Origin of the sequence: Nonomuraea sp. NPDC051191, assembly GCF_044455665.1 — a bacterium.
In the GTDB taxonomy this organism is placed as follows: domain Bacteria; phylum Actinomycetota; class Actinomycetes; order Streptosporangiales; family Streptosporangiaceae; genus Nonomuraea.
The window spans coordinates 216959-228253 of record NZ_JBITEZ010000015.1; the positions used below are offsets into that span (position 1 = coordinate 216959).

Annotated in this window: 10 protein-coding genes; 5 read left to right on the plus strand and 5 right to left on the minus strand. The window is 71.7% G+C overall.

Annotation, left to right across the window (positions count from 1 at the left end):
- Positions 1-3: 3 nt before the first annotated feature.
- The 3 genes from ACIA8R_RS38660 to ACIA8R_RS38670 form a co-directional block, all read right to left on the minus strand.
- Complete coding sequence (locus ACIA8R_RS38660) at positions 4-660, minus strand: methionine ABC transporter permease (RefSeq protein ID WP_397042503.1); 657 nt, start codon at positions 658-660, stop codon at positions 4-6.
- Positions 657-1619 carry a methionine ABC transporter ATP-binding protein gene (locus tag ACIA8R_RS38665; RefSeq protein ID WP_397042504.1) on the minus strand — a complete coding sequence of 321 codons (963 nt, stop codon included), beginning with the start codon at positions 1617-1619 and terminating at the stop codon, positions 657-659. The genes ACIA8R_RS38660 and ACIA8R_RS38665 overlap by 4 nt, the downstream gene beginning before the upstream one ends.
- A gap of 297 nt (positions 1620-1916) precedes the next feature.
- Positions 1917-2729, minus strand: coding sequence for an SAM-dependent methyltransferase (locus tag ACIA8R_RS38670; protein ID WP_397042505.1), 813 nt, complete (start codon positions 2727-2729; stop codon positions 1917-1919).
- Positions 2730-2768: 39 nt separating this feature from the next.
- Between ACIA8R_RS38670 and ACIA8R_RS38675 the strand changes: the two genes are divergently transcribed.
- Positions 2769-3188 carry a helix-turn-helix domain-containing protein gene (locus ACIA8R_RS38675; RefSeq protein WP_364094569.1) on the plus strand — a complete coding sequence of 140 codons (420 nt, stop codon included), beginning with the start codon at positions 2769-2771 and terminating at the stop codon, positions 3186-3188.
- 88 nt (positions 3189-3276) lie between these two features.
- Here ACIA8R_RS38675 and lon read toward each other — a convergent pair whose 3' ends face one another.
- Positions 3277-5637 carry an endopeptidase La gene (gene lon, locus ACIA8R_RS38680; RefSeq protein WP_357695792.1) on the minus strand — a complete coding sequence of 787 codons (2361 nt, stop codon included), beginning with the start codon at positions 5635-5637 and terminating at the stop codon, positions 3277-3279.
- 176 nt (positions 5638-5813) lie between these two features.
- Between lon and ACIA8R_RS38685 the strand changes: the two genes are divergently transcribed.
- Entirely contained in the window at positions 5814-7307 is a 1494-nt protein-coding gene (locus ACIA8R_RS38685; RefSeq protein WP_397042506.1) for a sensor histidine kinase, read from the plus strand.
- Positions 7304-7960: a response regulator transcription factor gene (locus tag ACIA8R_RS38690; protein ID WP_357695788.1), complete on the plus strand. Its 657-nt coding sequence runs from the start codon at positions 7304-7306 to the stop codon at positions 7958-7960. Before ACIA8R_RS38685 ends, ACIA8R_RS38690 begins: the two co-directional genes overlap by 4 nt.
- 285 nt (positions 7961-8245) lie before the next feature.
- Here ACIA8R_RS38690 and ACIA8R_RS38695 read toward each other — a convergent pair whose 3' ends face one another.
- A complete protein-coding gene (locus ACIA8R_RS38695) occupies positions 8246-8599 on the minus strand; it encodes a winged helix-turn-helix transcriptional regulator (protein ID WP_397042507.1) in 354 nt (117 codons plus the stop codon).
- 179 nt (positions 8600-8778) lie between these two features.
- Between ACIA8R_RS38695 and ACIA8R_RS38700 the strand changes: the two genes are divergently transcribed.
- A complete protein-coding gene (locus ACIA8R_RS38700) occupies positions 8779-9645 on the plus strand; it encodes an NAD(P)-dependent oxidoreductase (protein ID WP_397042508.1) in 867 nt (288 codons plus the stop codon).
- 314 nt (positions 9646-9959) lie between these two features.
- Positions 9960-11282 (plus strand): phenylacetate--CoA ligase family protein, encoded by a 1323-nt coding sequence (locus tag ACIA8R_RS38705; RefSeq protein WP_397042509.1) that lies wholly within the window; start codon positions 9960-9962, stop codon positions 11280-11282.
- Positions 11283-11295 lie beyond the last annotated feature (13 nt).

The following is an 11295-nucleotide window of genomic DNA, read 5'->3' on the forward strand; positions in this document are numbered from 1 at the left end:
TCCTTACTTATGTGAAATGCGCCGAGCGACCCAGTCGCCCAGACTCTGCAGAACTTGCACGATGACGATGAGCAGGACGACGGTCACGATCATCACGAGCGTCTCGAACCGCTGGTAGCCGTAGCGCACGGCCAGGTCCCCGAGCCCGCCGCCGCCGACGGTGCCGGCCATGGCCGAGTACCCGATGAGCGCGACGATCGTGACGGTCAGCCCCGACACCAGGCCCGGCAGCGCCTCGGGCAGCAGGACCTTGCGCACGACGGCGGTCCGGCTCGCGCCCATGGCCTGCGCCGCCTGCACGACGTCGGTGCCGACCTCGCGCAACGCCGTCTCGACCAGCCGGGCGAAGAACGGCACGGCCCCCACGGTCAGCGGCACCACCACGGCCGCGGTGCCGATCGTGGTGCCGATGACGAACCGGGTGAACGGGATGATCGCGATCATCAGCACGATGAACGGCAGCGACCGCCCGACGTTGACGACGATCCCCAGCGCGGACTTCAACGCGGGCAGCGGACGCAGCCCGTCCCGGTCGAAGGCCACCAGCGCCACGCCGAGCGGCAGCCCGAACAGCACGGTGAACAGCGTGGCCCACCCCACCATCTGGGCGGTCTCCCAGGTGGCCGGCCACAGCAGCGGAACGATCTCTTCCCAGGTCATGCGGCCTCCCCCGCGACTTCGACGATCAGCTCGGAAGCCCGCAGGAACGACAGCGCCGAGGACGACTCCGCGCCGGTCAGCGACACCCGCAGGCGCCCGACCGAGCCGCCGGCCAGGTCCTCGATCGAGCCGCCGAGGATGTTGACGTCCACGTCGAACTTGCGCACCATCTCCGAGACCAGCGGGCGGCCCGGGTCGCCGGTGAAGGTGAGCGTGACCGCGCCGGCCGGGGCGGGCTCGGGCAGCGGGAAGATCTCCCTGGTCAGACGGGATCCGGGGGTCCTGATGAGGTCGGCGATCGCACCCGACTCCTCGACGCGTCCGCCGGACATGATGGCGACCGAGTCGCAGACGCTCTTGACCACGTTCATCTCGTGGGTGATGAGCAGGATCGTCAGGCCCAGCTCGGCGTTGAGCCGCTTGAGCAGGGCGAGGATGGACTGGGTGGTGGCCGGGTCGAGCGCGGAGGTGGCCTCGTCCGACAGCAGCACCGACGGGTTGCCCGCCAGCGCCCTGGCGATGCCGACGCGCTGCTTCTGGCCGCCGGAGAGCTGGTGGGGGCGGTCGCCGCCGCGTCCCTGGAGGCCGACGAGTTCGAGCAGCTCGGCCACGCGCCGCTGCCGTTCGGCCCTGGGCACGCCCATGACCTCCAGCGGGAAGGCGACGTTGCCGGCCACCGTGCGCGAGGACAGCAGCGCGAAATGCTGGTGGATCATGCCGATGCGCTGCCTGGCGCGGTTGAGCTCGCGGCCGGGCAGCGCGGTCAGGTCCTGCCCGGCGACGGTGACCGTGCCCGCGGTGGGGCGTTCGAGCAGGTTGACGCAGCGCAGCAGCGTGCTCTTGCCGGCGCCGCTCTGACCGAGCACGCCGTAGATCTCGCCCTCGCGCACATGCAGGTCGACGCCGTCGAGCGCGACGGTCTGGCCGTACTGCTTGCGCAGGCCGGAAGCCTGGATCACGAAAAATTCCCCACGACTGAGAGCGGCCGGCGACGGGCCGCTTCCTGACACGAACATCACCGTCGAAACGGTGGGATCTAGTGGCTGCCCGGAGGGAACGGCAGGTGACTCAGCCTGCGCAGCACGAAGCAAAAGGTGTGGATCATGGTGACCTTCGAGGAGAACGGGCGGGATCTGGTCTCTAACGGGCCGGCATTCGCCCCATACGCAGGCGACAACACATGGCGTCCCGGTGGGCGCGGTGGTCGTTCGCGTATGCCTCGTTCACGCCGTTGCTAACACCGCTTTTACATACTCCTATTCCGGGGAATTGTGGTGATCTGCGTCACTGCGGGTGGCGGTGAGGAAGGCGCCGCCCGGGGCGCGGCGGCCGTAGCGGGCGGCCAGGGCGGACGCGTCGACGATACGCGCCCGCCAGCCGCGGGCATTCAGCCGCGCGACGGCGTCCTCGCCCAGGCCGCCCTTCCACAGCGTGGCGATCCGGCGCAGCTCGGGCATCGTCCGCGCCCGTTCGGCCAGCGCGGCGGACGCGGCCGGGTCGTGCTCGAAGGCCAGCCCGCTGCACGCCGCCGACAGCGCGCCGATGCCGTCGAGCAGCCGTGCGGCCTCGGCCGGGCTCAGGTAGATCAGCAGGCCCTCGGCCAGCCAGGCCGTCGGCCGCGCCGGGTCGAACCCGGCCGCGCGCAGGCTTCCCGGCCAGTCCTCGCGCAGGTCGACCGGCACCGGGACGCGCTCGCACCGCGCCGTCGCGCCCAGCCCGCGCAGCACGCCGTCCTTGAACGCCAGCAGTTCGGGCAGGTCGAGCTCGAACAGCCGCACGCCGGGCGGCCAGTCGAGGCGGTAGGCGCGGCTGTCGAGCCCGGCGGCCACCAGCACGACCTGGCCGCAGCCGGACTCGCTCAGATAGTCGTCGAAGAACCTGGTCCTGAACACCAGGTGGTCACCGAAGAGCCCAGCCGCCCCGCTCCCCCGCCCCGCATCCGCCCGCTCGGTCTCGGCCGCCGCCACGAAGGCCGCCGCGTACGGGTCGTCGAACAGCCGGTCGGGCCGCTCGCTCTCGCGCGCCCGCAACCACGCCGCGCCCACCGCCGTCTTCGCCACCCCATTCATATCGCTGACGATACATCTCCAGCGATACAATCGACGACCATGAACGTGGCGCGGATGCGAAGGCTCGGACGGCGGCTCGTGGAGCTGTCGAAGACGGCGGCCGGCGAGACCAAGGGCCCGCCCCTCACCCCCGGCGAGGAGGCCGTCTTCGAGGACGCGCTGCGCCACCCGGGCAGCACCGTCGGCGAGATCCAGGCCAGGACGGGCTTCGTCCAGAGCCACGTGTCGGCGTCGGTGGCCAGGATGCGCGAGCGGGGCCTCGTCCGGACCGCGCCCGACCCGGACGACGGGCGGCGCACCCAGGTCACGGTCACGGAGCCGGCGCTGAACGCGGTCCACCGCCGGGCGGCCAGGCCGGTGGCGGAGGCGGTGCGGGCGGCGGTGGGCGACGACCCCGAGCGGGCCGCCCGGGTCGTGGCGCTGCTGGAGGAGCTGGAGACGCTGCTGGTCGCGGACTGAGGCCCTCTTCCGGCCACACATGGGGCCGCCCCGCCGCCCCCGGAAGGAACCGGGTGCGGCGGGGCGGTGTCGGAGGGAGCGGGCCGGGTCAGGCCGCGACCGTGGTGGCGACCTCGGCCGGGGTGAGCGCGATGTCGAGCACCTCGCGCACGTCGCTGACCGCGTGGATGGTCAGCTCGTTGCGGACCTCCTCGGGCACGTCGTCCAGGTCGGGCTCGTTGCGTGCCGGGATGAGCACCGTGGTGATGCCCGCCCGGTGGGCGGCCAGCAGCTTCTGCTTGACGCCGCCGATCGGCAGGACCCGCCCGGTCAGCGAGATCTCACCGGTCATGGCCACGTCGGAGCGGACCTGGCGGCCGGACAGCAGCGAGGCCAGCGCGGTCGTCAGCGTCACGCCCGCCGAGGGACCGTCCTTGGGGACGGCGCCCGCCGGGAAGTGCACGTGCACCGACCGGTCCTTCAGCGCGGTGACCGGCAGCTCCAGCTCCGCGCCGTGCGAGCGCAGGTAGGACAGCGCGATCCGGGCCGACTCCTTCATCACGTCGCCGAGCTGGCCGGTCAGGGTCAGGCCGGTCTCGCCGGTCTCCGGGTCGGCCAACGACGCCTCCACGTAGAGCACGTCGCCGCCGGCCCCGGTCACCGCCAGGCCCGTGGCCACGCCCGGCACCGAGGTGCGCTGGGTGGACTCGGGCAGCGACGACTCCGGCACGAACCGCGGCCGGCCGATGTAGCCGACCAGGTCGTCGGCGCCGACCGTGACGGGCAGCTCGTCCTTGGCCGCCACCTTGCGCAGGATCCGGGCGACCGCCCGCTCCAGCGAGCGGACCCCGGCCTCGCGGGTGTACTCCCCGGCCAGCCGCCGCAGCGCGGCGTCGTCGACCTTGACCTCCTCGGGGGTCAGCCCGGCGAGCTCCAGCTGCCGGGGCAGCAGGTGGTCGCGGGCGATCGAGACCTTCTCGTCCTCGGTGTAGCCGTCGAGGGTGACGACCTCCATGCGGTCGAGGAGCGGGCCGGGGATGGCCTCCAGCACGTTGGCCGTGGCCAGGAACAGCACGTCGGACAGGTCGAGCTCGACCTCCAGGTAGTGGTCGCGGAAGGTATGGTTCTGGGCCGGGTCGAGCACCTCCAGCAGCGCCGCCGTGGGGTCGCCGCGGTAGTCGGCGCCGACCTTGTCGACCTCGTCGAGCAGGACGACCGGGTTCATCGAGCCGGCCTCGCGGATGGCCCGGACGACGCGGCCCGGCAGGGCGCCGACGTAGGTGCGCCGGTGTCCGCGGATCTCGGCCTCGTCGCGCACGCCGCCGAGGGCGACCCGGACGAACTTGCGGCCCATGGCGCGGGCCACCGACTCGCCCAGCGACGTCTTGCCGACCCCGGGAGGGCCGGCGAGGGCCAGGACGGCGCCGCTGCGCCGGCCGCCCACCACGCCGACGCCCTTGTCCTGGCGGCGCTTGCGCACGGCCAGGTGCTCGATGATGCGGTCCTTGACGTCGTCGAGGCCCGTGTGGTCGGCGTCGAGCACGGCCCGCGCGCCCGCGATGTCGTAGTTGTCCTCGGTACGCTCGTTCCACGGGATGTCGAGCACCGTGTCGAGCCAGGTGCGGATCCAGCCGCCCTCCGGCGACTGGTCGGAGGTCCGCTCCAGCTTGTCGACCTCCTTGAGCGCGGCCTCGCGCACCTTCTCCGGCAGGTCGGCGGCCTCGACGCGGGCCCGGTAGTCCTCTTCCTCGCTCTCGGCCGTGTCGCCGTTGAGCTCCTTCAGCTCCTTGCGGACGGCGGCGAGCTGCTGGCGCAGCAGGAACTCGCGCTGCTGCTTCTCCATGCCCTCCTGGACGTCCTTGCGGATCGTCTCGGCGACGTCGAGCTCGGCGAGGTGCTCGCGGGACCACTCGATCAGCCTGGCCAGGCGGTCGGCCGGGTCGGCGGCCTCCAGCAGCTCGACCTTCTGGGCGGTGGTCAGCCACGGGGTGTAGCCGGAGCTGTCGGCCAGCACGGAGGGGTCGTCGATCTGGTTGACCTGGTCGACGACCTGCCAGGCGCCGCGCTTCTGCAGGATGGTGGTGGCCAGGGCCTTGTACTCCTTGGCCAGCTCCTGGGCGCGCTCGCCGGCCGGAACCGTGTCGACCGTGTCCGCCTCGACCCAGAGTGCGGCGCCGGGGCCGGTGGTGCCGGTGCCCACGCGGACGCGGTCGACACCGCGGACCACGGCGGCGGGCTCACCGCCGGGCAGCCTCCCGACCTGCTCGACCACGGCCTGGACGCCGACGGCGCCGTAACGGCCGTCGATCCGGGGAACGAGGAGGACCCGCGGCTTGTTACCACCGGACGCGCGGGCCGCGTCGATCGCAGCACGCACCTCGGAGTCGGACAGGTCCAGCGGAACCACCATGCCCGGCAGGACGACCTCGTCGTCGAGCGGCAGCACCGGGAGGATCAAGCTCTCACTCATACGAACTCCAAAGGGTTGAGTTATACCGACTCAATTCATCAGAGCGCGCTGTTGTTCCCAACCTTGCCGATGTTCGCTCACGGCGATCGTAATGATGTAAGCGATACCTGAGAGTGACACCGCTATCAAACCTGGGTCTGATGCCGGGCCGCCCGGCCGTCCGTATCCTTGACCAGGTGAATCACCGTGACGGCCGCTCCGCGCCTCCCGCCCTCCCGGGCGACGCGCGCGCCGGCGCGTCCCCGGCTCCCGGCGGCCCGCCCGGTGAGCCCGCGGCATCGTCCGGAGGGGCGGCCGTGCGGTTCGTGATCGCGCTGGGCCGGGTGTCGGCGGCCGTGCTGCGGCCGTTCACGCTCGCGCTGCTCACGGGCAGCGCCGATCCTCCGCCGCGGCCCCGTTCCCGGTGGCTGCGGATGCCGGTGCCGCGGTGGCTGGCGCCGCTGGTCCCGGTCCAGACGTTCAGCCTGCTGCAGGTGGCCGAGCTGCTGATCGCCGTTGAGCTGTTCGGCGTCACGCTGTCCACGGTCACGGACTGGAACGAGCAGGCCGCCGCCACGCCGGGCGCTCCCCTGCCGCTCTGGGGCGGCGTCGTCGTGCTCGCGGCCCTGGCCGCCGGCCTGCCCGTGGCGTTGCGCAACCGGTGGCCGCTGGCGGCCTGGCGGGCGGCGGTCGTGCTGACCCCCGTCGCCGTCTACGCCCAGGTCACGATCGGGCGGGACGAGGGCTACGCCCCCTACCCGATGACGGTGGGGCTGGCGTACCTGCTGGCGCTCTACTCCGTGGGCGTGCGCTGCGAGCGGCGCATCACGCTGGGGGCCGGGATCATCACGGTCCTGCTGTGCCTGGCCGTCGACGCCGACTCGGCGCCCGTGGTGGCGGGCGCGGCCGGGATCGTCCTGCTGTTCGGCTACAACGTCCGCGCCCGGCGCAACGCCACGGCCAGGCTCATCGAGGAGGAGCGGCGCACCCGGCAGGCCGAGGGCGCGCACGCGGTGCTGGAGGAGCGCGCCCGCATCGCCCGCGAGCTGCACGACGTGGTGGCCCACCACATGTCGGTGATCGCCATCCAGGCGGAGGCCGTGCCGCTGAGGGCCGCGGGCGACCCGTCGCAGCTGGAGGCCGGGCTGGCCGAGATCCGCGCGCTGTCCCTGGAGGCCATCACCGAGCTGCGCCAGGTCCTCGGCGTGCTGCGCGACCCCGACGGCCGCACCGACACCGCGCCGCAGCCCGGCCTCGACCGGCTGGAGGAGCTGGTGGGCAACGCCCGCAACGCGGGGCTGACCGTGGAGGTCGGCCTGCGGCGGCCGATCGGGCCGCTGCCGCAGGCGGTGGGGTTGTCGGCGTACCGGATCGTCCAGGAGTCGCTCAGCAACGCGATGCGGCACGCGCCGGGGTCGAGCGTCACCGTGGAGATCACCCGCGACGACGGCACGCTGCGCCTGCGCGTCGCCAACGGCCCCGGCCGGTCCCCCGCCGCCGCTCCCGGAGCCGGTCAGGGGCTGGTCGGCATGCGCGAACGCGCGGCGCTGCTCGGCGGCACGCTCGACGCCGGGCCCGCGCGGGGCGGCGGCTACCAGGTGAGCGCCGAGCTGCCGATCGAACCGCCGACCGAGTCGCCGATCAAGTCAGCGATCGGGTCGCCGATCGGGAAGAGGGAGGGTGCCGCGTGATCCGCGTGCTGATCGCCGACGACCAGGGGATGGTCCGCACGGGGTTCACCGTGTTCCTGAGCGGCCAGCCGGACATCGAGGTCGTGGGCGAGGCCGCCGACGGCCGCGAGGCGGTGACGCGGGCCGTCGCGCTGAGCCCCGACGTGGTGCTGATGGACGTGCGCATGCCGGTCATGAACGGGCTGGAGGCGACCCGGGAGTTGCTGGCGGCGTGCCCGGCGTCGAAGGTGCTCATCCTGACCACGTTCGACCTCGACGACTACGTCTACGAGGCGCTGCGGGCGGGCGCCAGCGGCTTCCTCCTCAAGGACGCGTCGGCGGCCCAGCTCGCGGAGGCCGTCCGCGTGGTCGCGGCCGGCGACGCGCTCATCGCGCCGGCCATCACCAAGCGGCTGATCCACGAGTTCGCCCGGCTGGGCGGTCCCCGTCCGCCGTCGGGCCGGCGGCCGGAGGAGCTGACCGAGCGCGAGACCGAGGTGCTCATCCTGGTCGCCCAGGCCATGTCCAACCAGGAGATCGCCCAGAAGCTGTTCGTGGCCGAGCAGACGGTCAAGACGCATGTGGGGCGGGTGCTGACGAAACTCGGGCTGCGCGACCGCGCCCAGGCCATCGTCTTCGCCTACGAAACCGGCCTCGTCCGCCCAGGCGAGTAACCCCACCGCCCCTTGCGGACGGAAGCCGCCGAGCGACACCGGCCGTACAGCGCCCCACGGGCGGGGGTACGGCGGGCACAGGGTACGGCAGGCCCCGCGAACGGGCGCTGACGCGGGGATGCCAACGCATGCGCACATCGAGGCGGAGCTGCGCAAAGACAGGTGTGCGCGAACGCGAAGGTCCATGGCGCGGAAGTGGGCGCACGCGGGCGCGGAGGGGAGAGGGGCGGGCGGCGGGAGGGTGAAGCAGGGGGTGATGAGGCCTGCCGATCCATCCGCTCACGTTCACCCCACCTGGTCCCACGGAATGGCCTCGATGCGCTCGACGTGCTCCTCGCCCCACTCCCCGAGCGGCGCCATCGCGGTGTTCAGTGAATGACCGAACTCGGTGAGCGAGTACTCCACCTTCGGCGGGACCTGGTGATAGACCTCGCGATGCAGCAGCCCGGCGGTCTGCATCTCCCGCAACTGCAGGATCAGCACCCGCTCGCTGATGCCAGGCACCGCGCGCCGCAACTCCCCGAAGCGCAGGGAACCATCCTGGAGCGCGAAAAGGATCAGTCCCTTCCACTTGCCCCCCATGACAGCGATGGCGGCGTCGAGACCGCAGGTGAACGTCCGCTTCTTCGTCTCCTTCACCGACCTATGCTTACATTTATGTCAGTACCCGGCAAAAATGTAGGTACTTGAGAGAATGCAGGCGCTCCAGCCAGCATGGAACAGGCCCGCGCCAGACCACAACGGTCTCCACTACAGCGCGCCCATCTCCTCATCTCTGTGGCTGGAGCATGCATATGACCGCGAAGAACCTGACACCTGTGACCGTCATCGGACTGGGCTCCATGGGCACAGCACTGGCCGAGGCCTTCGTCAAGGCCGGACACCCGACCACCGTCTGGAACAGGACCGCCGCCAAGGCCGCGCCCCTCATCGCCATGGGAGCCAGACATGCGGAGGCCATTGAGGACGCGGTGGCGGCAAGTCCCCTGGTCATCACCTGCCTGACCTCCTTCGAGGACACCCGGGTGGCACTGCGGCCCACCGGCGCGTCGCTGCGCGGACGAGCCCTGGTCACCCTCAACAGCGGTTCCCCGGCCGGCGCCCGAGAGACGGCCGCCTGGGCCATCGGCCATGGCGCCCGGGTCCTGGCCGGCGCGGTCAAGAACGTGCCCTCGGCCGTGGGAGCGCCGGACACCCTGCTGTACTACAGCGGCGACAAGGCGGTCTTCGAGGAGTTCGAGACGACCCTGAAGGTGCTGGGTGGCGACACCGTCCACCTCGGCGACGAGGCCGACCTGGCCGCGCTGTACGAGATGGCGGTGGGCGCCATGCTGCTGCCGGCACTCGTCGGCTTCTTCCAGGGCGCCGCCGCGGTCCAGGCGCGCGGGCTGGAGGTGAACACGATGGTGCGCTTCGCCGGCAAGTGGCTGGACATGATCAAGTCCCTGCTGCCGATCTACGCCAAGGAGATCGACAGCGGCGACTACACCGACGCCGCCTCCTCGGTGAACCTGTTCCTGGCGGCGGCGGCCCACGACGAGGACCTGGCCAGGGAGACGAACGTCGACACGACCTGGCTCGCCCCGCTCCATGACCTGGTGAGGCGGGCGGTTGAGGCGGGCTACGGCGATCAGAACATCTCGGCCCTCACCGAGGTGCTCAGGAAGCCTGCACGACAGCCGTAAGCCGGCTCACCTCATCGGTAGGAGTCCCCGCGCCGTCATGGCTGAGCATTCCCTCACCAAGATCGGAGCCGAAGGCGGAATCCGACAGCTCACCCTGAACGCCGACAGCTTCAGCTGCAACCGGCAGTGCCGAGCGCGGAGGGGGCGGGGGGGTGGAGGGGTGTCGGGCGTAGAGGGTGGTGTCACCATGGGGGTGGAGACGATCAATCAGTGGAGGGAGGAGGCGTGGTGGGCGTTCAGGGCCGGGGTTCTGGGCGGACGGCCGCGCGTACCCCATGGATCCCCTTGAGCTCTTTCATCAGGTGGCCGCGACCGTGCCGGCCTATCGCTCGTTCCTGGCCGAGCACGGGGTCGAGCCCGCGAGCGTGACCGCTCCGGAGCACTTCAGGCGGCTGCCGATGACGTCCAAGGACGCCTACATCCGCCGTCACCCCCTCCCCGACCTCTGCCGGGACGGCGTGATCGGGGACATGATCGCCGTGTCGTCCGGTTCGACGGGTACGCCGTCGTTCTGGCCGCGTTCGGTCGCCGACGAGCGGGTGATCGCCGCCCGTTTCGAGGAGGTCTTCCGGGACTCCTTCGACGCCCGCGAACGCCGTACGCTGGCCGTGGTCTGCTTCGCCCTCGGCACCTGGGTGGGCGGCCTGTTCACCATCGAGTGCTGCCGTCACCTGGCCGAGCGCGGCTACCCGATCACCGTCGTCGCGCCGGGCACCGACCGCAGGGAGATCACCCGGGTGCTGCCGGAGCTGGCGCCGCACTTCGACCAGGTGGTCCTGCTGGGCTATCCGCCGTTCCTGAAGAACGTCATCGACACCGAGCCGCTCCCCTGGCCCGACTGGAACGTCAAGCTGGTCACGGCGGGCGAGGTGTTCAGCGAGGAGTGGCGCACGCTGGTGGCCGAACGGGCCGGGATCGCCGACCCCGTGCGCGGGATCGCCTCCCTGTACGGCACCGCCGACGCCGGGGTGCTCGGCAACGAGACCCCGCTCTCGGTCGAGCTGCGCCGCTTCCTGGCCGGACGTCCGGACACGGCCAGGAAGTTGTTCGGGGAGTCCCGCCTGCCGACCCTGGTGCAGTACGACCCTCGGGTGCGCTTCTTCGAGGAGCACGAGGGCACGCTGCTGTTCTCCGGCGACAACGGCGTCCCCCTGATCCGGTACCACATCGCCGACGAGGGCGGGGTGATCCCGTACGAGCGCATGCTGGAGTTCGCCGAACGGCACGGTTTCAGGGCCGCCGCCTCCGGCCCGCGCCACCCGTTCGTCTACGTGTTCGGCCGCAGCCACTTCACGCTGTCCTACTACGGCGCGAACGTCTACCCCGAGAACATCGCGGTGGGGCTGGAGCAGCCCGAGGTCAGCGGGTCGGTGACGGGTAAGTTCGTGATGGAGGTGGCGGAGGACGCCGACCACGACCGGCATCTGACGGTCACGGTGGAGCTGATGCCCGGCGAGAAGCCCTCCGACGAGGTCGCCCAGGCGGTGGGCGCCTCGATCCTGGCCCAGCTTTTGCGGCTGAACAGCGAGTTCGCGAACTACGTGCCGGTGGCGCAGCAGATGCCGTTCATCCGGTTGCGCGAGGCCGGGGACGCCGAGTACTTCCCGCCGGGCGCCAAGCACCGCTACACCCGCTGACGCGCCCCCAGGA

Bases quoted from the DNA above. Each gene is read 5' to 3' on its own strand.
- ACIA8R_RS38660 (WP_397042503.1), bottom strand. From the start codon at position 660: ATGACCTGGGAAGAGATCGTTCCGCTGCTGTGGCCGGCCACCTGGGAG.
- ACIA8R_RS38670 (WP_397042505.1), bottom strand. From the start codon at position 2,729: ATGAATGGGGTGGCGAAGACGGCGGTGGGCGCGGCGTGGTTGCGGGCG.
- ACIA8R_RS38675 (WP_364094569.1), top strand. From the start codon at position 2,769: ATGAACGTGGCGCGGATGCGAAGGCTCGGACGGCGGCTCGTGGAGCTG.
- lon (WP_357695792.1), bottom strand. From the start codon at position 5,637: ATGAGTGAGAGCTTGATCCTCCCGGTGCTGCCGCTCGACGACGAGGTC.